The sequence below is a fragment of the uncultured Winogradskyella sp. genome (genome assembly GCF_947496485.1).
Lineage (GTDB): Bacteria > Bacteroidota > Bacteroidia > Flavobacteriales > Flavobacteriaceae > Winogradskyella.
Window position 1 is genome coordinate 98,165 of the sequence record NZ_CANMCZ010000004.1, and the last position, 21,257, is coordinate 119,421.

The 21,257-nt window shown below is 32.6% G+C and carries 27 protein-coding genes; 5 read left to right on the forward strand and 22 right to left on the reverse strand.

Annotated elements, in window-relative coordinates:
- Positions 1 to 64 precede the first annotated feature (64 nt).
- Positions 65 to 1,282 (forward strand): TlpA disulfide reductase family protein, encoded by a 1,218-nt coding sequence (locus Q0822_RS13115; protein ID WP_299124391.1) that lies wholly within the window; start codon positions 65 to 67, stop codon positions 1,280 to 1,282.
- Between the two features lie 22 nt (positions 1,283 to 1,304).
- Here Q0822_RS13115 and Q0822_RS13120 read toward each other — a convergent pair whose 3' ends face one another.
- The 16 genes from Q0822_RS13120 to Q0822_RS13195 all read right to left on the reverse strand — a co-directional run bounded on the left by Q0822_RS13120 (position 1,305) and on the right by Q0822_RS13195 (position 11,440).
- Positions 1,305 to 2,000 carry a cyclase family protein gene (locus Q0822_RS13120; RefSeq protein WP_299124393.1) on the reverse strand — a complete coding sequence of 232 codons (696 nt, stop codon included), beginning with the start codon at positions 1,998 to 2,000 and terminating at the stop codon, positions 1,305 to 1,307.
- A gap of 156 nt (positions 2,001 to 2,156) precedes the next feature.
- Positions 2,157 to 2,696 carry a GNAT family protein gene (locus tag Q0822_RS13125; RefSeq protein WP_299124395.1) on the reverse strand — a complete coding sequence of 180 codons (540 nt, stop codon included), beginning with the start codon at positions 2,694 to 2,696 and terminating at the stop codon, positions 2,157 to 2,159.
- A 28-nt stretch (positions 2,697 to 2,724) separates the two neighbouring features.
- Complete coding sequence (locus tag Q0822_RS13130; RefSeq protein WP_299124397.1) at positions 2,725 to 3,153, reverse strand: hypothetical protein; 429 nt, start codon at positions 3,151 to 3,153, stop codon at positions 2,725 to 2,727.
- A gap of 76 nt (positions 3,154 to 3,229) precedes the next feature.
- A complete protein-coding gene (locus Q0822_RS13135; protein WP_299124399.1) occupies positions 3,230 to 3,820 on the reverse strand; it encodes an HD domain-containing protein in 591 nt (196 codons plus the stop codon).
- A gap of 48 nt (positions 3,821 to 3,868) precedes the next feature.
- Positions 3,869 to 4,249 carry a nuclear transport factor 2 family protein gene (locus Q0822_RS13140; protein WP_299124401.1) on the reverse strand — a complete coding sequence of 127 codons (381 nt, stop codon included), beginning with the start codon at positions 4,247 to 4,249 and terminating at the stop codon, positions 3,869 to 3,871.
- Positions 4,250 to 4,520: 271 nt separating this feature from the next.
- Entirely contained in the window at positions 4,521 to 6,419 is a 1,899-nt protein-coding gene (locus Q0822_RS13145) for a hypothetical protein (protein ID WP_299124402.1), read from the reverse strand.
- A 137-nt stretch (positions 6,420 to 6,556) separates the two neighbouring features.
- Positions 6,557 to 7,009 carry a VOC family protein gene (locus Q0822_RS13150; protein WP_299124404.1) on the reverse strand — a complete coding sequence of 151 codons (453 nt, stop codon included), beginning with the start codon at positions 7,007 to 7,009 and terminating at the stop codon, positions 6,557 to 6,559.
- Positions 7,010 to 7,138: 129 nt separating this feature from the next.
- On the reverse strand, positions 7,139 to 7,642 hold the full coding sequence (locus Q0822_RS13155) for a GNAT family N-acetyltransferase (protein ID WP_299124406.1): 504 nt from the start codon (positions 7,640 to 7,642) through the stop codon (positions 7,139 to 7,141).
- Positions 7,643 to 7,695: 53 nt separating this feature from the next.
- Positions 7,696 to 8,184: a GNAT family N-acetyltransferase gene (locus Q0822_RS13160; protein WP_299124408.1), complete on the reverse strand. Its 489-nt coding sequence runs from the start codon at positions 8,182 to 8,184 to the stop codon at positions 7,696 to 7,698.
- 111 nt (positions 8,185 to 8,295) lie between these two features.
- Complete coding sequence (locus tag Q0822_RS13165; protein WP_299124410.1) at positions 8,296 to 8,637, reverse strand: n-acetylglutamate synthase; 342 nt, start codon at positions 8,635 to 8,637, stop codon at positions 8,296 to 8,298.
- 43 nt (positions 8,638 to 8,680) lie between these two features.
- Positions 8,681 to 9,190: a GNAT family N-acetyltransferase gene (locus Q0822_RS13170; protein WP_299124412.1), complete on the reverse strand. Its 510-nt coding sequence runs from the start codon at positions 9,188 to 9,190 to the stop codon at positions 8,681 to 8,683.
- 20 nt (positions 9,191 to 9,210) lie between these two features.
- Complete coding sequence (locus Q0822_RS13175; RefSeq protein ID WP_299124414.1) at positions 9,211 to 9,879, reverse strand: pyridoxamine 5'-phosphate oxidase family protein; 669 nt, start codon at positions 9,877 to 9,879, stop codon at positions 9,211 to 9,213.
- A 2-nt stretch (positions 9,880 to 9,881) separates the two neighbouring features.
- Entirely contained in the window at positions 9,882 to 10,397 is a 516-nt protein-coding gene (locus Q0822_RS13180) for a GNAT family N-acetyltransferase (RefSeq protein WP_299124416.1), read from the reverse strand.
- Positions 10,390 to 10,626, reverse strand: a complete 237-nt coding sequence (locus tag Q0822_RS13185) for a hypothetical protein (RefSeq protein ID WP_299124417.1) — start codon at positions 10,624 to 10,626, stop codon at positions 10,390 to 10,392. The genes Q0822_RS13180 and Q0822_RS13185 overlap by 8 nt, the downstream gene beginning before the upstream one ends.
- A 3-nt stretch (positions 10,627 to 10,629) precedes the next feature.
- Complete coding sequence (locus Q0822_RS13190) at positions 10,630 to 10,920, reverse strand: DUF1272 domain-containing protein (RefSeq protein WP_299124418.1); 291 nt, start codon at positions 10,918 to 10,920, stop codon at positions 10,630 to 10,632.
- Between the two features lies 1 nt (position 10,921).
- Positions 10,922 to 11,440 carry a DinB family protein gene (locus Q0822_RS13195; RefSeq protein WP_299124419.1) on the reverse strand — a complete coding sequence of 173 codons (519 nt, stop codon included), beginning with the start codon at positions 11,438 to 11,440 and terminating at the stop codon, positions 10,922 to 10,924.
- A 79-nt stretch (positions 11,441 to 11,519) separates the two neighbouring features.
- On the opposite strand from Q0822_RS13195, the gene Q0822_RS13200 reads away from it, so the two are divergent.
- Positions 11,520 to 13,001, forward strand: coding sequence for a PLP-dependent aminotransferase family protein (locus Q0822_RS13200; protein WP_299124420.1), 1,482 nt, complete (start codon positions 11,520 to 11,522; stop codon positions 12,999 to 13,001).
- 167 nt (positions 13,002 to 13,168) lie between these two features.
- On the opposite strand, the gene Q0822_RS13205 is transcribed toward Q0822_RS13200, so the two are convergent.
- From Q0822_RS13205 to Q0822_RS13220, 4 genes are all read right to left on the reverse strand, one after another.
- Positions 13,169 to 14,155, reverse strand: a complete 987-nt coding sequence (locus Q0822_RS13205) for a hypothetical protein (RefSeq protein ID WP_299124421.1) — start codon at positions 14,153 to 14,155, stop codon at positions 13,169 to 13,171.
- A gap of 86 nt (positions 14,156 to 14,241) precedes the next feature.
- Positions 14,242 to 14,622: a hypothetical protein gene (locus tag Q0822_RS13210; protein ID WP_299124423.1), complete on the reverse strand. Its 381-nt coding sequence runs from the start codon at positions 14,620 to 14,622 to the stop codon at positions 14,242 to 14,244.
- A gap of 102 nt (positions 14,623 to 14,724) precedes the next feature.
- On the reverse strand, positions 14,725 to 15,285 hold the full coding sequence (locus tag Q0822_RS13215) for a helix-turn-helix domain-containing protein (RefSeq protein ID WP_299124425.1): 561 nt from the start codon (positions 15,283 to 15,285) through the stop codon (positions 14,725 to 14,727).
- Positions 15,286 to 15,370: 85 nt separating this feature from the next.
- Positions 15,371 to 16,624, reverse strand: a complete 1,254-nt coding sequence (locus tag Q0822_RS13220) for a divalent metal cation transporter (RefSeq protein WP_299124427.1) — start codon at positions 16,622 to 16,624, stop codon at positions 15,371 to 15,373.
- 203 nt (positions 16,625 to 16,827) lie between these two features.
- On the opposite strand from Q0822_RS13220, the gene Q0822_RS13225 reads away from it, so the two are divergent.
- The 3 genes from Q0822_RS13225 to Q0822_RS13235 all read left to right on the forward strand — a co-directional run bounded on the left by Q0822_RS13225 (position 16,828) and on the right by Q0822_RS13235 (position 18,262).
- Complete coding sequence (locus Q0822_RS13225; RefSeq protein ID WP_299124429.1) at positions 16,828 to 16,983, forward strand: YqaE/Pmp3 family membrane protein; 156 nt, start codon at positions 16,828 to 16,830, stop codon at positions 16,981 to 16,983.
- A gap of 3 nt (positions 16,984 to 16,986) precedes the next feature.
- Complete coding sequence (locus Q0822_RS13230; RefSeq protein ID WP_299124431.1) at positions 16,987 to 17,628, forward strand: SDR family oxidoreductase; 642 nt, start codon at positions 16,987 to 16,989, stop codon at positions 17,626 to 17,628.
- A gap of 73 nt (positions 17,629 to 17,701) precedes the next feature.
- Positions 17,702 to 18,262 (forward strand): type 1 glutamine amidotransferase domain-containing protein, encoded by a 561-nt coding sequence (locus Q0822_RS13235; RefSeq protein ID WP_299124433.1) that lies wholly within the window; start codon positions 17,702 to 17,704, stop codon positions 18,260 to 18,262.
- A gap of 308 nt (positions 18,263 to 18,570) precedes the next feature.
- Here Q0822_RS13235 and Q0822_RS13240 read toward each other — a convergent pair whose 3' ends face one another.
- Both Q0822_RS13240 and recG read right to left on the reverse strand, forming a co-directional pair.
- The gene (locus tag Q0822_RS13240) at positions 18,571 to 19,005 is read right to left on the reverse strand and encodes a universal stress protein (RefSeq protein WP_299124435.1); all 435 of its coding nucleotides are present in this window, start codon (positions 19,003 to 19,005) and stop codon (positions 18,571 to 18,573) included.
- A gap of 120 nt (positions 19,006 to 19,125) precedes the next feature.
- Positions 19,126 to 21,228 (reverse strand): ATP-dependent DNA helicase RecG, encoded by a 2,103-nt coding sequence (gene recG / locus Q0822_RS13245; protein WP_299124437.1) that lies wholly within the window; start codon positions 21,226 to 21,228, stop codon positions 19,126 to 19,128.
- Positions 21,229 to 21,257 lie beyond the last annotated feature (29 nt).

Here is a 21,257-nt window from a genome sequence, read left to right on the forward strand (position 1 = left end):
TTAATTAGCTTTTTTATGTAAGGTTTTTGTTGTTATTTCGAATATTATTAAAACTCAGATTATAATGCGATATATATTTACCTGTCTTATAGCAATAATGCTATTTTCTTGTACTGACGAAAAGAAACAGGAAACACTAAAAACCGGAACGTACAGAGCGGTCTTAGAAGTACAGGATAAAGAAGAATTACCTTTTATTTTTGAAGTAGAATCACCTACAAAACTAAAAATCTTTAATGCTGAAGAAGTTATTGAAGTCGACGAAGTAGAATATCGCAACGATTCTATTTTTATAAAAGCACCAGTGTTTGAGGGTTATTTTGCAGGTGTTTTTGAAGATGATTTTGCAATAAAAGGAACATTTATTAAAGAGAGCTTAGATAGAGTTGTTCCCTTTTATGCACAATATGAAAGATTAGAGCGCTTTTATGCGTCAAATTCTGCAAATAAAAGTGTTACAGGTATTTGGGAAACTGTTTTTAGTAAAGGCATTGAAGGAGAGGAATATATAGCGAAAGGTATTTTTAAGCAGGAAGGGGATAAGGTTACAGGAACATTTAGAACAACTACTGGTGATTATCGCTATTTAGAAGGTGTGATGGATGGTAACAAATTGAAACTCTCAACTTTTGATGGAGCACATGCTTTTCTGTTCACTGCTATAGTAACAGATTCTACAATGGAAGGTAGCTTCTATTCTGGTAACCATTGGAAAGAACCTTTTGTTGCTAAGAGAAACGAAGCTTACGAACTGCCGAGCGCAAACGACCTTACTTTTTTAAAAGATGGCTACGATAGCTTAGAGTTTTCATTCCCAGATGAAAACGGCAATATGGTGTCATTAAATGATGAGCGATTTGAAAATAAAGTAGTAATTGTACAGATTATGGGAACTTGGTGCCCAAACTGCCTAGACGAAAGTAAATACTACACCAAATTCTACCAGGCTAATGCAGAACGCGGAGTAGAGATTGTTGCTTTAGCTTTTGAGTATGCCAAAACTGAAGAGAAAGCATTTAATAGTATTAATAGACTGCGAGAAAAACTAAACATATCCTACCCAATTCTTTTGGCTCAATACGGAACATCTGATAAAGCCAAAGCACAAGAAAAGTTGCCGATGCTAAACCATGTGTTGTCTTATCCGACCTCAATTTTTGTAGATAAAACAGGTAAAGTACGTAAAATTCATACTGGTTTTAATGGACCCGCGACTGGTAAAAAGTATGAAGATTTTAAGACCGAATTTGAAGGATTTATTGACGCATTATTAGCTGAATAAATTTAGGTTGCATTTATCTTGCTTATTTCTCAAAAACTGCTACAGCTCTTACAGGCGAGCCAGTTCCTCCTTTAATTTTTAATGGAAAACCAATAAATCTGAATCTTCCTTTATCAATTAGTAAATGAAGATTTACCATATTTTCATAATGTGTAAAATTCAGTTCTCCACAAATATGATGAACCTCCTTATTTGATATTCTAGGAACGCCTGGTGACATAGTTTCAACTCCAAATGCTGATATTTTCTTTTCTCCAAGCCATCTCGCAGAATCAGCAGTAATTCCAGGACCATTACTCCAATTTTTTCCATTAAAGTTTTTTCGATAGTGGTCAGTATAAAATAGTACAGTATCTCCTTTTTTAATTTCTAAGCTGGCTTTTTTACAAGCATATTCAATTTCGTTTGGTTCAATTAGTTCTTTTAATCCTTTATGAGAAAAATCTAAACAGATACCTTCCGTATAGAACATTGATAAAGGCATTTTGTCGATAGATTTTCCAAAATGCTGAATTTCCATATGATTTATTGCATCAACATGAGTTCCTGTATGTTCTCCCAATTCTAATTTGTGTACAGCTGGTGTTCTTGTTTTTGGATTTTTTACCCCATTCCATTCTTCGTGAGAATTGTGAACTGCCATTTTAACTTGGGGAAGGTCTTTATAAACTGGCATTCCTTCGTAAATTTCTTGACTTAAATCAATTATTTCTGTCATTCAGATTGTGTTTTCAAATTGTGGGTAATGTGTTTGTGTATGGCTTGATTGCTTTTTACTAAGATAGCAAATAAAGAGAAGTCCATTTTTTAGAAACAACAGAAATTCCGAGTAGACTAGAACCACGTAATGAATTATACTCGTTGTTAGCAATAGTTATTTATATTCAGATTTTAATAACGCAAAAACTATCGAATCATCCATTTTATTATTATCAAAATAATGGTGTTTTAAAATACCTTCTTGCTTGAATTTCATTCTTTTTAGCAATTTTATCGAAGGCGTGTTATTTGGACTTACAAATGCTTCTATTCTTTCTAAATTCATTTTGTTAAACCCATAATTTACAATTAATGCTATTACTTCAGACATTATACCTTGACCTTTATAGCTGTCATCAAAAAGTTCATATCCTATTTCTGCTCGATTGTGGTCAGTGTACCAAACATGAAATCCACACCAGCCAATAATCACATTTGTTTTTTTATCAATTAATTGATGGTAAAGGAACTTCTTATTATGTGTAGAAAGACCTTTTTTATACTTTTCTTTTTCTTCCAATAATTTTTCAATCGAGTTTAAACCAAGAATATGTAATTGCTCATCTTGAGACATATCAGAATAGATAGAATCAAAACTTTCTTGAGTAAGTTTTCTCAAAATTAATCTATCAGTTATTATTTCTTCAAACTTCATTTTTAATTATAGACGTTGTTGAGTGTAGTTATCTATTCATTGATTGGTCAACAAAATCAACTGCTTCTTTAACTTCTATTGTAAATACTCCGCCTTTGCCACTGTCAAATGCTTCTTTCCATTGAAGGTAACCATCCATAAAGTCAGGTAATTCATCAGTTGTGCTTTCCAATTCAGTCAAACTTTTTATAATAGCTTCTTTGTCAAATGGTAAGTGTCCAATTTCTTTCGAAATTCCGCCCTCAATATGTTTATTTTTGATTTTTAATCCGTTAACAGCGATGTGGACTATTTCACCTCTTTTTCCATAATCTTCAACTTTTAAAATCACGATTCTGGATTTTTCTTCTCCTTTTCGCGTATTATATTTCCATATTTGTCCGCTTTTCAGTTCTGATGTATTTTCATTTTTCTTGCTTTGTCCGAATAAACCAAAAAAAGAGAATAATAATATCATTGGATAAAGTTTATAAGATTGTTTCATTTTGTCTTGGACGTTTTCTCTAATTATACACGTTATTGGTAACAGTATTTTATTCAGCTAATATGCCTTTTTTTACACTATCATTCAAAATGTTTTTGGTGAAATCCCACAATTTTTCTGAACCTTTTTTTATAACTTTTTTCTTTTCAAAAACTGTTTCGTAGTCAACTTCAAATTCTTTCCAAGTTCCGCCATTATTTGAAGCATTTTGTAAAATTGGTTCGAGATTGTCTAGTGATTTGGCGAATTTTGCCTCGTTAGAAGTTCCGTTCTCAAATTCAGACCAAACTTCAATAAATTCGGTTGCTTGTTTTTCTGGAAGAATACCAAATATTCTTTCCGCACACTTCTTCTCTTCTTCGGTATTATCGTGACTTTTTTCCTTATCATACAAAAAGGTGTCTCCAGCGTCAATCTCCACTATATCGTGTATCAGTACCATTTTGATAACTTTCAATAAATCAATTTTATGGTCTGAATAGTCACTTAAAACTACAGCCATCATAGCTAAATGCCAACTATGTTCAGCATCGTTTTCTTTTCTATCACTATTGAAAAGTTTAGTCTTACGTTGTATGTATTTGATTTTGTCAATTTCTTTAATGAACTCTATTTGCTTTAATAAATCTTCTGTAATCATTTAGATTTGTTACTTTTTTGTATGTACCCAATATTGTTGTATACTGTATTAACTTTTGTCAGATATACTTTTTATTTTTCCGTTTTCAAATTCAAACTCTGACTCTCCCTTTAATTCTAATGTGTCTCCAGACTTCATTCCGTTTGGTAAATCAATTGCCAAAACTGCTTTGTAATCAATACTAATAGAAACTTTCGAATTATTAAAATTCCATGAAGTTATAGTTTGTTTCCTTTGTTTGAAATATTGCTTTGCTGATTTCGCTTGCTTTTTGAATTCATTTATTCCTTCAGTTCTTAAATCAACATTACTATTGGAAATATTTTCGAATACAATATTATCATTCAGGTTTTTTACCATTCCATTAATGTCAAAATTGTTGTATGAGTCTACATAACTTTCAATTATTTTTTTCTGATGTTCTTTCATAGTGCTTTTATATTGACAACTCAAAGTTAGAATTAGTAATAAAGTTAGCTTTAGATATTTCATTTAGGTGTTCCTAATATTGCATGCCAACGGTTTGTGTATGGTTAGTTGCGTGGTTCAGCAACTAAGTTAGCAAACAAATGACAGATAGAAAATTCCAGTGGACTTTTCAAAGTAGGCGAGAACAAGTAATTGCTTATAGCCATTGCTGTGTGCAGTTTTATTTAATTGAAATAAATTTTATTCTCTACTAATAAACATATTTAAAAACCTAGTTTATTATCATGGATTGTTGACATGAATAGTTTGTAATATCACAAGCTGGAAATTGAGGGGAAAAGATATTATTCACGCTCCATGTTCCGTCAAATAAATCATTATCTGGATTATATACTCCATTAAAGGATAATGTTGCAATCCAATCACCGCCATTATTGGGGTCTTCACAATCTTGTACTCCGCCATAATCTATATCAATGCTAAAACTAAGATTATTATTGCTAAAACTATATGTGGTCATTTCATTCAACAAGCTATGTGCTGTACTAGTAAATGTAATCGTATTATTATCATTAACAATAAATGTAAATGCCCAATCACCAGCGTTGTCAGAGTTCGAGCAATTTCCAACGAAATCGGTAGTTTCTCCTGAATAACTACCTGTAAACTCAAATTCATTTTCCTCTGAGTTTGCACTAAATGTTGTTATACTTTCAATATTTGTTCCATCAGCTTTTTTTACAGTTACTTCGACTGTTTGAGAATCAGTATTATCACCAAGTGTCCAAAACACTTGAGCAAATCCATTTTCATCTGTTATAACCGATTCTTCATCCAAACTTCCACCACCTGCTGTTACAGAAAAATAAACAGGGACAAAAGGCATTGGATTATCTAAAGCATCTATAACTTTTACTTTTAAAGGTTCGTCTAGAATTTGTCCTTGGTCTGCTGTTTGATTATTACCTGATTCAATAGTCAATGAAGTTGGTGCATTCCAAATAGGCTCTTCATAACTGTCTGTTGATGAAAAGTCAGCTAGTGTATTTCCAAAAATTGTAATGTCAACACCTGTTGTTAAATTTAATCCTGCTTTTAATTCAGCATCCCAATCTAAAGAAGGTGAAGCCACATTAAAATTAAAATCTTCCGTAAGTTCTGGTTGGCAATACGGTCCAATAACACCATAGAATTTTAAACTTGCTCTTGGTGTTATGGTAAGGTTTTGTGCTATATTAACCTGTCCTCCAAAATCCATAGAATTAAGTTCTAAATCAGAAGTTAAATCAAAATTCCCAGTCCAATTATCATTTTCGTATTTAACTCCAGTGGTCACACCAAATGTATTTGTCCAACTAGAGAGCCAAGTCACATTGGTATCAATGCTAGCATTTAATTCTGCAACTAATTGCGTATTTATAACCACTACTACAGGAACACCAGCCACAAGAAAAGTTAAGTATTTATCGTAATCAAGTAATGTTTCCGAAAATTCAGGTAGGCTTAAACTACCAGCCACAGTTACATCAAAATCGCAGTTTATTTCTAAGTTAGCATTATCAGCTTTGAATTCTAAAAAATCTAATCCACCAAAGAATGAGTAGTCAGCGTTGAAACTAAAATTAGGGTCAAATGTTGCATTTCCATTAGTTATGGTAAACGTTGCATTTCCATCATCATACAAAACCGTATTTGAAAAATTATAGCCCAAACCATTTTTATAAAAACTAACACCTTTTCGAATATAATTTACTTGAGTTTTTTGAGTAACAGGATTTGCCATTCTTGAACTTTCCGAAATATCTGTATTAAATTGAATATTTACATTGTTAAAAACGTCATCAATCGTTGCTTGAGTAGTTTGCATAGACAAACTATTCCCATTGGAACTTACTGAAATTACCTTTCTTAAAAATCCTTCTCCTTCGTCTCCGACAATAATGTCGTTAGTATTTATTTCTGGCACTTCACTTGTAAAATCTATGTTATAGATGCCACTGTTTAAGTCAGATTCAGAACTTGTGAGATTAGATTTATCGTCTAAAATGATGACAACATTTTCGGCAACTTCAGGGTCTAATTGATTATCAGGATTTTCATCTGCCCTAGAATCATCTTTTGAACACCCGAAAAAGATTAAAAGTGTTAAGAGAATAGTTAGTTTTTTCATTGTTAAGAGAGATATTTATTAATAGCTTGTTAAAAGTAGGAAAAATATTAATAATAGTACGTACCATATACCAGGTATTCAGTTTCTTAAAGTGAACACAACTAGTTGTTATTAACTAAAATTATAAAGCTTAATCTTTATATCCTTAACCATTCTTCATAAGTGACCACGCGCTTTTCACTATCAGGTTTTGTTTTTCCGTTTAAAACGCCAATAAATTCTAGCTCATGTCCGTCTGGATCATTAAAGTAAATTGATATTGCAGGCATCCAAACAAAAACCATTGGTCCTTCTGTTCCGTCATTTAAAAAATTCCAACATTTTATGTCTCGAGATTTCAGATAATTCAAAGATTCGTTTTGAATCCAATCTGAGTCACACTCAAAAGCAAAATGACGAATGTCAATTTCTTCTTTTGGTTTTTCCCACAAGCCGAGCATAAACTGCTTATCTTTTCCAATCCAAAAAAAAGCGGTTCTACGTTCTGCACCATAACGACACTGCTTTAACCCAAGTGTTTTTGAATAAAACGCAATAGAGCGTTCAAGATTTTCAACAAATAAATGAGTTTCGTAAAGTCCTTTTATCATAAATTCTTATGGTTTTTTAATAACATTTAATTCTATTTCTAAATATTAAAAGTACTAGGCATTTTATCTTTCAATTTAATCCGTATATAGTCATCAGTAACATAACTTTTTATAAATCTATTTACTTTGTTATTTAATTCCTACGGATTCACTTCTTTTTTCTAAAAGAATTGTGTTACGCCAAATTCCGTTCATTTGCCCAATCTTTTCTCTATAGCCAACTTTTCTAAATCCAAGTTTTTCGTGAATGATAATACTTCCTTTATTTTCAGGGAAGATTCCAGCTTGTAATGTCCATATACCATTCTCTTCACTTTTTGAGATCAATCTTTTCAATAATTGCGTTCCTATCTTCTGTCCCGAAAATTTTGATGACACATAAACACTCACTTCTGCAACCCCTCCATAAACACAACGAGAAGATACTGGTGATAATGCTGCCCAACCAATAATTGTATTGTTTATTTCTGCAATAATTCTACATTCTTTTATATGTGCAGAATTCCATTCTTGCCAATCTGGAATATTGGTTTCAAAAGTAGCGTTACCTGTATCAAGTCCTTCTTGGTAAATTTTGGAAACGGATTCCCAATCTGTTTCCTTTAATTTTCTGAATATTAGTCGGTCGCTCATGTAATTGTATTTTTTTACAGTCAACTTCATTTCTTCGTTTTCCTATTTATCTCTTATTGTTGGCTGCAGTTGTTTAAATCAATTCTTAATTTCGGTCCTTTTTGTTTGAATCCATTTCTTTCATAAAACTTAATAGTTTTTGGCCATTCTTCGGCATTTGGAGCTCCAACTTCAACCTTATTCCAGTTCATAGATTTCGAGAAATTAAAAACATGATTCAATAGTAATTTTCCAATTCCATTAGACCTTGAGTTTCTATCTACATAAAATTCTGTAATTACTCCAAAGTCACCACCATTATATATGGAAAATGATTCTGCAACTGTTATTAACCCTTTTGGATTATTTTCTGAATCATAAGCAATAAATGCTCCGTAATTGGTTCTTTTAATTAAGTTTCTTGTTGTTTTTTTAAGTTTAGTTTTATCTACAATAAAATTGTTATTGTTTTTATTATTGAGGTCAATTAATAATTCGACAACTAAGTCTGTGACTATTTTTTTTTCATTAATAGTCGCTTTTACTATTTTTATTTCACCCATTTTTTTGTTATTGTAGCTAATGCACAATGATAATTTGTCGTCGTCTCCTTACTATAACAAACGATGTTACCTGGTGTTAGCCTTTGTTTAGCCTTTGTTTGTCCTTAAGTATTATATTTCATCTATTACTGAGTGACCTTTTGATTCGTCTCCTGATGTCCATTCCCATGATTCATGAAGGCGTATTTTTCCATTCTGCATAATTTCAGGTTTTGAAAAGCAAATCCCAGTCATTAATTCTCCTTTAGCGTTGACTTGATGATAACGCATTTCTATATTTCCGTTTTCATCTACTAATCCGATGAGATGGCCATTTACTATTTTACCACCTTTATATTCGGATGTTAAAATGTTTCCAGTTTGTTTATATTCAAAAATGGTTTCTTCTGTAGTTTCTCCGTTTTTAGTATTTTGAACGGGTTTAAATTTTTTATTGTTATAGTTAATTTTCATATTGCTTTACAGTTTTACTTACGTTTTTGACAACTGTAGATATTCAGATTATTTTCTTTTGAAAATAACATACTTCTCCCTCTTTATAATGGTCTGGTAATCCATCGGTATTTTCAATTTCTTTTGTTCCTAAAAACTTGAAACCTAGTTTTTCATAATGACTAATTAAGCCTTTATTTAGTCCGACTGTGTCCATTCTAATAAATTTTAGGCTTTTATTTTTTCCAAATTCATTCGCCCAATCAATTAATTTTTTAACTAAATTTTGACCTCTAAACGAAGGATTTGTAGCTATTCTATGAATATAAAGGGAAGGTTCATTGTTTTCATTTCCCCAAATTAATTCGTCATTGAGAGTTGTGGCCCATATACACGCAATTTGTTCATTAATCAATAACTTCCATTGCCTATGTTCTTCTATTTCATTTAGAATTAATTCTTTCGGAAACTCAGGCCAATAAACTTGATTTTTTGATTTCATATACTGCGTAGCTATTCTGTATAATTCAAATATTTTAGGGACATCTGTTAGTTCACTATTTCTTACTGTCATAAGTTTTCGTTTAACGGCTGCTACAGCGAGTTCTTATTTTGCTCATAATAATTCAAAACATGTTTTGAAATTTCCATTTGTTGAGGCAAGCCTTTATCAGCAATTGGGTATTCCGCTATTTGCTTTAAAGGTACTAAACCAGCCCAAACGTCTAAATCATAATCTTCTGGCTCGTCGGCAACTCCAACATCTCTTATTTTTGCAGAAGCGGTTTCAATGGTCATTTCAACTACTAATGTTCGTTCTAATTCTTCTTTGTGCATTGGTCTAATACCATCCCAACGGCCTTTCATCATATGTTCCATAAAACAAAAAAGAGCTGCGTCTTTTTCTTTTGGATCTTCGAGATTTTTAATAGAACCAAATAAAGTTGCGGAGCGATAATTTACAGAATGATGTAAGCCAGAACGTGCTAAAACCAAGGCATCTAAATGCATAACGGTCATACTCATTTCTTTGGCTTCTAATAACGCGAGTAACATTCTGTTGGCTTGTGAGCCATGCAAATAAATTTTATTGTCTTGTCGCCCGTAGGCCATTGGTAATGTAATTGCCCTGCCTTTATAGACATAACTTACATAACCAATAAATCCTGCATCTAAAATGGTGTTGATTTTTTCAACATTGTAAGTTGCTCTAATTTTTCCGCGTTTTACTCTATTTAATTTCGATTTCGAATAGGCTTCCATGTTTATATATTTTTTGAGAATACTATATTGTCATAGCTTTTTCTGCTTACTATGAAGTTTATGTTTCCAACGTTTTGAAATTCATTTTTTTCATAGAATCTAATGGCTCTTTTGTTTTTTATGTAAACCGTAAGCCAAATCGTATCTAACTGTAATGCCTTAGCTTCCTTTTCAACAAAAGTTAGAAGTTGTTGTCCAATTTTTAAGGGTATAAATTCATTGAGGATGAAGATGCGTTCTAGACGACAATTGTTTTGAGAGGCAACACTTTCTTGTTCTTCGTTTAATACTAATTTTGCATAACCAACAGGTAAATCATCGACATAAATGATATAGAAACGATGCTTTGGGTTGTTTATGTCTTGTTTCGTTTTAGAAACTGAAAAATTAGCGTTTAAGTAGTTTAATAGATTGTTCTTATCATCTATATAATGACCATGAGATTCAGCCCATGTTACTCTTCCTAAAAGTGCTAAAACATCTGTATCAGCTTCTTTGGCTAGTCTTATGTTAATCATAGTTCTCTTTTTTAATTCGTAAACGTCTTATGTGGTAGCCATGTAGAAATACAGCAATAGTGCATCCTACAATTATAGGAGTTGCGATAATTAATACGCCGTATATAATGTAAATTACATTAGCGATTAATGAGATTAGCCTTAGCTTATATTCACCTTTAGTAGACATTGAATATAAGTTTATGACTAAACCTCCGTAACCAATACAATCAATCAAAAATGGACTCATATATTATCTTCTTTTTGGTGAAACATTTTTAAATTGATCTGAATTTAGTTTTGCTTTTTCTAAATCTTTTGGTTTGAATATTTGTTTGGTTGAAGCTGGATATAACGTGATTTCTTTTTGTGGTCTTATTGGACGTTCAACAAAATTTCCACTGCAACTCGGACATACATTTTCAAAGATTTCTAGAGCACATGTTTTACAATATGTACATTCAAATGAACAAATCATGGCTTCAGTTGAAGTGTTTGGTAAATCTTTGTTGCAATGCTCACAATTAGGTCTTATTTCTAGCATATTATAAATAGTTGTTTTGTATGACTTCCATATGCCAAATATCATGACCTATAACAGTAAAAGCGGCAGCTCTTGCAGACATAGGATATCCGCTAGAATTGCCTACAAAAGACAAGTCTTCATCGGATAAACTATTTAGCAATGAAATGGAGTGCTTGCGATTTACTGTAAATTCAGTCAATAAATCATCTATGGACTTATTATCAGCTTCAGATGGTTTTATGTATACATCTTGATCATATCCTGCTAAGGCAGTTTTATCTCTCCTAGCAATTCTAAAACAGCGATACATAAAAATACGTTCTGTATCTATTAAATGTTGAAGGACTTCTTTTATAGTCCATTTTTCGGGTTGATAACGGTAACTCCATTTGTCTTTAGGTATGGATTTCAAAAAATCAATTAGTGCTATTTCGCCATCCGCAAATCCTTTTCTAAGATCAGTTTTATTAGATAACTTATCGATATATCTTAAGTAATAGTCATCAAATTCTGATGGATTTAAATCTAATTTTGTCATTTTGTATGTTTTATACTTCAAAAATACTATATTGGTGGACTAACATAATCATCCAGAATAAATATTATTAATAGTCCAGATGTTTCCGTTTAAAACCAGTATTAAATTCGATAGAGAGTGCAATCAAGCCTTGTATTTACAATTATCTAATCAAATTATTCAATTAATTAAAAATCAGACTTTAGCTCCCAATACTAAATTACCAGGTAGTAGAACTTTGGCAGAACAGTTAGATGTGCATAGAAAAACAATTGTTGCGTGTTATGACGAGTTGCTGCTGCAAGGTTGGGTAGAAAGTATTCCTAAAAAAGGAACTTTTGTACATAGTAGTTTGCCTGTATTAGAGCAGCAAAAATTAGACAACGCTGTAGTTTCTGATTTAAAAAATAATACGGGTTTTTCTTTTTACAAGTATCCTATTTTACCTAAAAAGGCTCCAAAAAAGGACAGAACCATTATGTATTTAAACGATGGAGTTTCGGATGGACGCTTAACTCCAATTGATGAAATTGCCAGAACCTACAGAAGAGTGTGTTCCAAAAAAAACGTGTTCGATCATTTGTCTTATGGTTCTACGTATGGCAATGATACGTTGCGAGACGTTTTAGTTGATTATTTAAACACCACTAGGGGTTTACATATTACTAAAGACAATGTGTTGATTACGCGTGGTAGCCAAATGGGCATTTGGTTGTCGTCGCAACTATTGTTTCAAAAAGATGATATTGTTGTAGTCGGAAACACCAATTACGGAGCTGCTGATGCTACGTTTTTAAACCAACATGCAAAACTAGAACGCGTTATGGTAGATGAACATGGCCTTTCTACGAGAGACATTGAAAACCTATGTAAACGCCAACAGATTAAAGCTGTTTATGTTACATCGCATCATCATCATCCAACCACAGTAACGCTTTGTGCAGAACGAAGAATTCGTCTGTTGAATTTAGCGAAGCAGTATAATTTTGCCATTATTGAAGATGACTACGACTATGATTTTAATTACAATCACGCTCCGATTTTACCTTTAGCAAGTCACGATAACAACGGAAACGTCGTTTACATAGGTTCTGTTTGTAAGACGGTAGCTCCAGTGTTTAGAATTGGGTATTTAATTGCGTCTAGAGACTTTGTAGATGAAGCCTCTAAATTAAGAGGCTATGTAGACCGGCAAGGGGATGCCTTATTAGAATTAACTTTTGCGGATTTTATAAAATCTGGTGATTTGGATCGGCATATTCGTAAAGTGATGAAAATTTATAAGCAAAGGCGCGATTTGTTTTGTAAACTTTTAAAGGATGAATTAGGTGATTTTTTTGCCTTTGAAATTCCTAAAGGAGGCATGGCAGTTTGGACAAAATTGAATCCTAATTATTCTTGGGAAACTATTTCTGTGGTTGCACGAAACTATAAATTAGAAATTGGTGACTGGCAACGTTATGATATTGAAAAATTAAATCATAATTGCATAAGAATTGGTTTTGCAACATATAACGAAGAAGAGATTTATGAACTAATAAATAGATTTAAGGAAATATTTAATGAGATTAAAACTAAATGACCAAAAGACTAATTTTAATATGTCTTTAGCTTACAGCTATTTTATAATAAAATCATCTTCATCTTCATAGGTCTTTAATTCTTCTATTAAATAATGTGATGAGAATATCTATTTAAATCGTCTCTTTGTTTTAATATTTCTGGTATTACGATTACTTTTCATGAGTTTCATTTCGTAATCACTATAAATTCTTCTGCTTTTGTATCAAGTATCAAAGTACTCTCATTAAACGGCTGATTTCCAAGCCAGCCACCAATTCTTGTAAAAGGAGTTACCAAAGGTTGAGACCAAGAGTACATGTCAACATAGCTAACACGTTTTAAACTTAATTGGGTGTTTCCAATGCCAAATAGCTTGTCACTAGTTTTACTTCGAATAGGAATACTGCTTTCCCAGCTTTTTGCATCGTAATTAATTTGTTTAGTACTTTCTTTCGTATAGTCGTCAAATCGACTTTTTATGGTAATTAATCCAAAAGCACTGCAACCAGAATCATAAAGAAATTCATAATCTTTATTATCTAAGGTTACAGGTAGCATAATACGTCTTCCTATATAATCGAAAGATTTGAACTCTGGTAATTCTGTCATCCAATCTGGACGCTGATTAAATAACTGTATTTTCTGATTTTTAAAATCAATTGACGTAATGCGATTCTCCATAAAATCACTACCAATAGTTCCTATGCCTATTCTGCTTATAGTATCGTTTCTATTAAAAGAGTGCCCATAATTAGGGTATATTTTAATCATAGACGCTTTTATATGATTATCACCGAACATAAAATCTAAGTGTTCTACATAACGTGCATCGTCTTTTACGACTTCTTTTATATCTAACCCCATATTACGTAAAGATTTTAAATTGTTTTCATAGATAAACGAGTCGTAGGCTCCTGTATCGAATTGCATATAGAATTGATGTGCGAAGCCTTTTATTTTTAATGGAATTATTAGAGCAGCCTGGGCTTCATAAATACCAGCTATAGAATCTCCAGCCCAATCAAAATGAATAGGTTGAGACCCAAAAGTATAGTCTAAGTAGTTCGATTTTTCTCTAAAGATGGTGTTGTTAAATTTCCAAATCCCGATAGATGCAACGATGACAAGGAGAACAAGAATGGTGAGTAGCGTGTAACCGATTTTTTTCTTCATGATTAATGATTTTTGATATGATGAAATTGTATGAACTTAAATAAAGCTCAGTCTCTAATGTAATATTAAAAGTGAGAGCATGGACATCACTCCTTTCTTTTACCATTGGTAATATAGCTTGCTCCTGGTCCTAATGTTTCGCCTTTAAATTCGTCATTGGTAAATACACCTTTAAATTCAAAAATTGTACCCTGAACATCAAATTCGCAAGACATCACTCCATTTTTTAAAACGAGGTTTCTCATATCAAATTCACCCATCATAGACTTAAGCTCTCCTGTAAATAGTCCTGCTTCATTTTTTGTAATAGTCATGCTTACAGGCACGTCTCCTTGAGGTGTCCCTTCAGCAATAAGACTCCAGTCACCTACAAGTTTATCATCGGTATTAATAGCAGTTTTAGCAGATCCGCAGCTTAATAGTAAACCAGTAAGAAGGAAGATGTAAATAATGTGTTTAGTTTTCATAATAATAGATTTTTTAATTGATTACTACGAAATAAATACAATGCGTTGAGATATGGTGACTCAGAATACCGCCAATTTTACGACAATTGACTATTTATGGTCTTATATAAAGCGAAGTGGACTATTTAGAAAGTTGAAATTATTGCGTTGTAATTTCATTGCAATACGGCAAACAATAATGATATTAATTACATAAGCTAAAAACAAAACCATTAGAATTATTGGTGTGTTTGAGAAAAATGTACGACCAATAAAAGGGGAGAGGCATAATAGAATAGAAAATATAATCCACCAAATAATTTGAAAATTGATAATACGCCTTCCAACTTCATCAACCAGCTTTGATTTTCGATTTTTCCACCAAAGTATAAACGGAAAAATGAGGTTTCCGAATGGAATTCCTATAAAAGCGAGTATCGATAAATTAATAAGTTGAATCGAGGTTTTTTCAGATGCTTGTGCTTTTCCAATATTCTGAAATTCTTCTTTTAGCAATTTAGGTTCCATTTTAAAAACATCAGCGAGTACTTTTAAAGTATGGCCTTTAGGCTCTGTATTGTTACATTCTAAACGCTGAATAGTCCTTAACGATAAGCCACTTGTGCTAGCTAATTCAGCTTGTGTAAATCCTAATTGCTCTCTTATGTTTTTAATGATTTTCAAAGTGTCTTTGTAAAAGTTACACAACTAATTTAATGAAAGAAAACGTTTTCTTGAAATTTTTAAGTCATTTTAGAATAATATTGCGTTAAAACATCAATACCCAACCATAATAAATAGATACTAGCGAAAGGAAAATAACACCTATATATGTTAATAATTGTAGTCTTCTTTTTGGACGTTGCTTCTCAAGAAGATCCTCGCTCATTACATTTTTTAAGTTCATATAACCTACAATAGGAGCCAAGACAAATGACACTGTCGTTGCAAAGGCAAGAATTAATCCCATATTGGCACTTAATACAAAAAGGACAATCAGGCTGACAATAGAGATAACAATGATACCCATAGCATAATATTTCTTTCCTTTGAACTTGTTGTGTTCATCAACTAATAATCCAATAATATCAATACTAACACGAGCAGTTGCATCATGATTAGTTAGGCAAGTACTATACATAGTTGCAAAAGCAGAAATAGCAATTAAAACGTATGCCCATTCACCAATATGGGTTGTAAATAGATTAATGACCTGATCTGCAAATGTTATGGCATTTCCACTGAGTTCTGTCCCAGAACCATAAAGGGTCATACAACCAATAATTAGAAAGAAAATAGCCAGAATAGCTGTTAAAATATAACCGAGATTAAATTCTTGAAGCGCATCTTTTAAAGCTGGTTTTGTGCCATTCGTTTTATATTTTTCAACACTCCAAAGACTTAACCAGCTACTGGCTTCTACAGCAGTTGGCATCCAGCCAATCAGTGTTATAATAAATAATATACCTAATTCATCAAAGATTTTTGGTGGTTCAAAATTAGTGACAGGAGTAATGGCTCCTTTATTGATTACTAAGATTGTAGTTGCTAATAAAGCGGCAAATAGAACAGGTATCAAAAATTTTAGAGTGGTTTCTAATAATTTGTATTTACCAATAATTAGAATAATACTATTAAAAATGAATAGTCCAAGAGCTACTAGAGCTAAGGACACATTCTGAAGCCCTAAAAGATTTATCAAAAGTCCGGCCGTTATAGAACAAAGCGCAGCAGGAGTCGCTAGACCTGTTGCAAGCGTAATAAATGCGTAAAACCATAAATACCCTTTTCCTCTATTTCGGTAACCTTCAATAAGGCTTTTGCCAGTGGCATTGGTGTAGCGAATTCCAAATTCAAAAAAGGGATATTTTAGAACGTTGGCCAAAACGATCGGAATTATCATCAACCAGCCATATTGAGCACCAGCTTTTGTAGAAAGGACTAAATGCGATGTGCCAATGGCCATACTAGCAAATAAAAGCCCTGGCCCCAGATTTTTTAAAATTGTGTTAAGCTTAAGCATGGTGATTGGTTGGTCGTTAGTTTAAATAAATTAACTATAAAAAAATAATCGTTTCAAGATACAAATAAATCATAATCTGAATTCTGCGCTCATAGAATCTTAAAAGTTTATTAAATTCTTATTTGCATCAACATAAGAATGATTTGCGCTAAGATTATGAGATGATTCAACCTAATTTTGGAATGAACCAAAAAACATAAATCATGTCATTATTAACAATAGTATTAAGTATTATACTGCCACCCCTAGGAGTTTTTTTAAAGCAAGGAATGGGGTCAGAATTTTTAATCAGTATCATATTAACTGTAATCGGATGGTTACCTGGTGTCATTTATGCTTTTTATGTAAATAGTAAATAAATTATGGAAAACATATTAGTAGCAGGTGCCAATGGTACCACAGGAAGAAAAATAGTTAATCTTTTAAAAGCATCACAATATTTCAATCCAATTGCGATGGTTAGAAAAGAAACGCAAATAAACCAATTTAAATCTGAAGGTATTGAAACTGTTTTGGCAGATTTAACCAAGGATTTAACTCATACAATAGAAGGTGTCGACAAAGTTATTTTTGCAGCAGGTTCTGGCGGAAAAAATGTGGTCGAAGTCGATCAGGAAGGTGCTAAACGTTTAATGGCAGTTTCTAAAATGGGAAATGTCAAACGTTTTGTAATGTTGAGTTCTATGGGAGCAGATAATCCGGAAGCAGTTGAAGATTTAAAAGATTATATGAAAGCAAAGCAAAATGCAGATGAACATCTTATGAACATTGGACTTAAATACGCCATTGTAAGACCAGGAACTTTAAATAATTCTGAGGGAAAAGGAAAAATTGAATTAAAGGATAAATTGAATAGACAAGGAGAGATTAGCAGAGCAGACGTAGCTCAGACTTTAGTTAGAGCGTTGCATGATGATGCTCCATACAATAAGACATTTGAAATTTTAGAAGGTGATACTTTAATAGGTGAAGCGATGAAAGAACTAAAAACAAATGTTAATTAGGTTGAGCCTATGTATGTTGAATGATTGAATAACGAAAAAAAGAACACGAATTTAAAAGTATAAAAAATAAACAATGGAAAATTTAAATAAAAAAACAGTAGCAATACTAGCAACAAACGGATTTGAAGAGAGCGAATTAAGAGAGCCAAAAAAAGCATTAGAAAAGGCAGGCGCGGATGTACATATCGTATCCTTAGAGACTGGTGAAATCAAAAGTTGGGCAGATGGGAACTGGAGTAATACATACAAAGTTGATAAAACTTTAAATGATGTCGATCAGAAAGATTATAATGCTTTGATGTTACCTGGTGGTCAAATCAATCCAGATATTTTAAGAAATAATAAAGACGCGGTGAGTTTTGTAAAATCGTTTTTCGAAAATCATAAACCAGTAGCAGCAATATGCCATGCACCTTGGTTATTAGCCGAAGCAGGAGTACTAGAAGGTAGAAAAATAACATCATATGGTTCTATTAAAACTGATATGATAAATGCTGGTGCCAAATGGGTAGACGAAGAAGTAGTTGTAGATTCTGGATTAGTAACGAGTAGATCACCAAAAGATTTACCTGCATTTAATGCTAAACTAGTTGAAGAAGTTTATGAAGGAAAGCACGATGAGCAAACTGCATAATCAAAATTTATCATGAAAAAGAAGAGAAGAGAGGTGTTTTATGCACCTCTTTTTTATTGTGACTAATTTGTTAATTAACAATTCGTCAAATTACTTTAACAACTTTCTAACAGCCTTGCTTAGAAAATGCGAGTAGATTGGTGTATTAATAGTGAGTAGACTATTAATTTTCATCAGCAAAACACGATTACTTATGTTTTGGAGGTCTGGTCTTAGTTGGTTGATCAGACCTTTTTTTGGTCAGTATTTTAAACAGGTAAAATTAAATAGAAAAGTACAAAAGTCTTATAGATTAAACTAATTTTCTTTTAGTCAATTGGTACTATGAGTGTTGGTATATCTGACTCTTTTATGATTTTTCGGGTTACACGACCAAAGATGGCTTTATAAAGAAAACTGCGTTCAGAATGACCAGCAATAATTAAATCGATGTTTAATTTTTTCGATTCTTCAAGTATCATTTCGATTGTAGCCCCTTGAACGAGTAAGCCCTCAGAATCAACATCTTTTTCTTTTAAATTGTTGGTATAAGACTCTAAAAGTTTATGTTCTTTCCTCAGCTGTGTGGCGCGGTTATCTCTTATGAATTGTGGACCAGCTTCGTAGCCAACATAATCAGGATTTGGGGCTGCAATATGGATAAGCCAAATTTTTGCGTCAAATGCCTTCGCAAATTCATATGCTTTATCAATTAATAATTGCTCATTTCCTTTAAAATCTATTGCTACTAATATATTTTTCATAGCGCTTTGTATTGAAAGTTTGTAAAGGATAACGTTTTAGAACCTAATTAAACGCTCCACATACTAAGTTAGTTTTTTTTAACTATAAAATCAAGAAACGTACTGAAAATTAACGTCTTACTAACTAATATAGTTCCAAATATTTCGATACTTACTCATTTGCCGATAAGTATTTAAAATGACTTTGTGCTCAGGTAGCGTAAGACTAGGATCTAAGTTTAAAACCGTTTTAGCATAATACCTGGCTTGCTCCAAAATGTCTTTATCTTTTACAATGTCTGCAATTCTAAGATTTAAAACACCACTTTGTTGTGTGCCCATAATATCCCCTGGTCCGCGTAGTTTTAAATCAACTTCAGCAATTTCAAAACCATCACTACTTCGTACCATGGTTTCTAATCTGGTTTTACTATCCTGACTCAGCTTATGACTTGTCATTAAAATACAATAGCTCTGTTCCGCACCACGTCCAACACGTCCGCGCAATTGGTGCAATTGCGATAAACCAAAGCGTTCTGCACTTTCGATAATCATTACTGAAGCATTTGGCACATTAACTCCAACTTCAATAACTGTTGTGGCAACCATTATATTGGTCTCACCTTTTACAAAACGTTGCATTTCATAATCTTTGTCTGCTGGTTTCATTTTGCCATGAACAATGGAAATCTGATACTTTGGCATTGGGAATTCTCTAGAAATACTTTCGTAACCATCCATTAAATCTTTATAATCCATTTTTTCACTTTCTTGAATCAATGGATAGACAATATAAATTTGCCTTCCTAAAGCGATTTCATCTTTCATAAACTTGAAAACCTTCAGACGATTATTGTCATAGCGATGTACCGTTTTTATCGGTTTACGACCTGCAGGTAATTCATCAATTACTGAAATATCTAAATCACCATAAACAGACATTGCCAAGGTTCTTGGAATTGGGGTAGCAGTCATTACAAGTACGTGTGGAGGAGAAGTGTTTTTGTGCCATAATTTGCTTCGTTGTGCGACTCCAAAACGGTGTTGTTCATCAATAATTGCGAGCCCTAAATTTTTGAATTTCACCTTATCTTCGAGTAGTGCATGCGTGCCAATCAGTATCTGTAAATTGCCATTTTCTAGATTTTCATGAATTTCTTTTCTTTCTGAAGTTTTACTTGAACCAGTTAATAATGAAATACTGATATTTAATGGTTTACATAGTTCAAGTAATCCGTTATGGTGTTGAACTGACAAAATAGCAGTTGGCGCCATTAAACAGCATTGAAAACCATTGTCAAGTCCTATGAGCATTGACATAAACGCTACTATGGTTTTTCCAGAGCCCACATCTCCCTGTAAAAGCCGATTCATCTGTGCATTACTTCCTAAGTCTTGTCTGATTTCTTTTAAAACGCGCTTCTGTGCATCAGTTAATTCGAAGGGTAAATGTTCATTATAAAAGGTGTTAAAATAATCACCAACGTTGTTAAAAGTGAAACCTTTTATTTTTGATTTATGAATGAGATTTTTAAGAATTAATTGTAATTGTATGTAAAATAATTCTTCAAATTTTAATCGAAATTGAGCTCTCGCCAAGAGCTCTGGAGTCTTTGGAAAATGAATATTAAAAAGTGCTTCAGATTTTGAAATTAATTTTAATTCCCCTTTAATTGTTTCAGAAAGTGTTTCTACAAATTGCCCTTTAGTTTCTAAAAATAATTGCTGCATTATTTTGGTCACTACACGATTAGTGATGCCTTTATTCGATAATTTTTCAGTTGAAGGGTAAATGGCCTGCATGGCAGAACGCAAATTATTGTCGTGTTCAGATTGTAATTCTAGTTCAGGATGTGGTATACTATATTTTCCGCTAAACCAATTGGTTTTTCCGAAAATGACGTAAGGTTGACCGATTTTTAGACTTTCTCTTATCCATTTCTGACCACGAAACCACACTAATTCCATCATGCCTGTATCATCTTTAAAGTCGGCAACTAAACGCTTACCGCGTTTTTGAGCAACTTCTCTAAAGCCTGTTATAACACCAATTACTTGAACTTCTGCGTTATTTCGCTGTAGTTCTCTGATTTTATAATATTTAGTCCGATCTATATAGCGATTTGGAAATAGATTGATGAGGTCTTGATAGGTTTTAATGCCTAATTCTGAGCGCAGTAAATCTGCTCGGTTGGGGCCAACGCCTTTGAGATAATCAATGGGAGTTTGTAAATTAACGCTCATAGTTGCGAATTTACCAATTTCCTGCGAAC

Excerpts from the sequence above, each read along its gene's own strand:
- Q0822_RS13175 (WP_299124414.1), bottom strand. The coding sequence starts at position 9,879 with ATGGAAGCCTATTCGAAATCGAAATTAAATAGAGTAAAACGCGGAAAA.
- Q0822_RS13115 (WP_299124391.1), top strand. The coding sequence starts at position 65 with ATGCGATATATATTTACCTGTCTTATAGCAATAATGCTATTTTCTTGT.
- Q0822_RS13200 (WP_299124420.1), top strand. The coding sequence starts at position 11,520 with ATGTTTCCGTTTAAAACCAGTATTAAATTCGATAGAGAGTGCAATCAA.
- Q0822_RS13180 (WP_299124416.1), bottom strand. The coding sequence starts at position 10,397 with ATGATTAACATAAGACTAGCCAAAGAAGCTGATACAGATGTTTTAGCA.
- Q0822_RS13230 (WP_299124431.1), top strand. The coding sequence starts at position 16,987 with ATGGAAAACATATTAGTAGCAGGTGCCAATGGTACCACAGGAAGAAAA.
- Q0822_RS13160 (WP_299124408.1), bottom strand. The coding sequence starts at position 8,184 with ATGGGTGAAATAAAAATAGTAAAAGCGACTATTAATGAAAAAAAAATA.
- Q0822_RS13165 (WP_299124410.1), bottom strand. The coding sequence starts at position 8,637 with ATGAAAATTAACTATAACAATAAAAAATTTAAACCCGTTCAAAATACT.
- Q0822_RS13130 (WP_299124397.1), bottom strand. The coding sequence starts at position 3,153 with ATGATATTATTATTCTCTTTTTTTGGTTTATTCGGACAAAGCAAGAAA.
- Q0822_RS13185 (WP_299124417.1), bottom strand. The coding sequence starts at position 10,626 with ATGAGTCCATTTTTGATTGATTGTATTGGTTACGGAGGTTTAGTCATA.
- recG (WP_299124437.1), bottom strand. The coding sequence starts at position 21,228 with ATGAGCGTTAATTTACAAACTCCCATTGATTATCTCAAAGGCGTTGGC.
- Q0822_RS13140 (WP_299124401.1), bottom strand. The coding sequence starts at position 4,249 with ATGAAAGAACATCAGAAAAAAATAATTGAAAGTTATGTAGACTCATAC.
- Q0822_RS13120 (WP_299124393.1), bottom strand. The coding sequence starts at position 2,000 with ATGACAGAAATAATTGATTTAAGTCAAGAAATTTACGAAGGAATGCCA.
- Q0822_RS13135 (WP_299124399.1), bottom strand. The coding sequence starts at position 3,820 with ATGATTACAGAAGATTTATTAAAGCAAATAGAGTTCATTAAAGAAATT.
- Q0822_RS13155 (WP_299124406.1), bottom strand. The coding sequence starts at position 7,642 with ATGAGCGACCGACTAATATTCAGAAAATTAAAGGAAACAGATTGGGAA.
- Q0822_RS13225 (WP_299124429.1), top strand. The coding sequence starts at position 16,828 with ATGTCATTATTAACAATAGTATTAAGTATTATACTGCCACCCCTAGGA.
- Q0822_RS13190 (WP_299124418.1), bottom strand. The coding sequence starts at position 10,920 with ATGCTAGAAATAAGACCTAATTGTGAGCATTGCAACAAAGATTTACCA.
- Q0822_RS13125 (WP_299124395.1), bottom strand. The coding sequence starts at position 2,696 with ATGAAGTTTGAAGAAATAATAACTGATAGATTAATTTTGAGAAAACTT.
- Q0822_RS13205 (WP_299124421.1), bottom strand. The coding sequence starts at position 14,155 with ATGAAGAAAAAAATCGGTTACACGCTACTCACCATTCTTGTTCTCCTT.
- Q0822_RS13235 (WP_299124433.1), top strand. The coding sequence starts at position 17,702 with ATGGAAAATTTAAATAAAAAAACAGTAGCAATACTAGCAACAAACGGA.
- Q0822_RS13210 (WP_299124423.1), bottom strand. The coding sequence starts at position 14,622 with ATGAAAACTAAACACATTATTTACATCTTCCTTCTTACTGGTTTACTA.
- Q0822_RS13150 (WP_299124404.1), bottom strand. The coding sequence starts at position 7,009 with ATGATAAAAGGACTTTACGAAACTCATTTATTTGTTGAAAATCTTGAA.
- Q0822_RS13240 (WP_299124435.1), bottom strand. The coding sequence starts at position 19,005 with ATGAAAAATATATTAGTAGCAATAGATTTTAAAGGAAATGAGCAATTA.
- Q0822_RS13145 (WP_299124402.1), bottom strand. The coding sequence starts at position 6,419 with ATGAAAAAACTAACTATTCTCTTAACACTTTTAATCTTTTTCGGGTGT.
- Q0822_RS13170 (WP_299124412.1), bottom strand. The coding sequence starts at position 9,190 with ATGACAGTAAGAAATAGTGAACTAACAGATGTCCCTAAAATATTTGAA.
- Q0822_RS13220 (WP_299124427.1), bottom strand. The coding sequence starts at position 16,624 with ATGCTTAAGCTTAACACAATTTTAAAAAATCTGGGGCCAGGGCTTTTA.
- Q0822_RS13195 (WP_299124419.1), bottom strand. The coding sequence starts at position 11,440 with ATGACAAAATTAGATTTAAATCCATCAGAATTTGATGACTATTACTTA.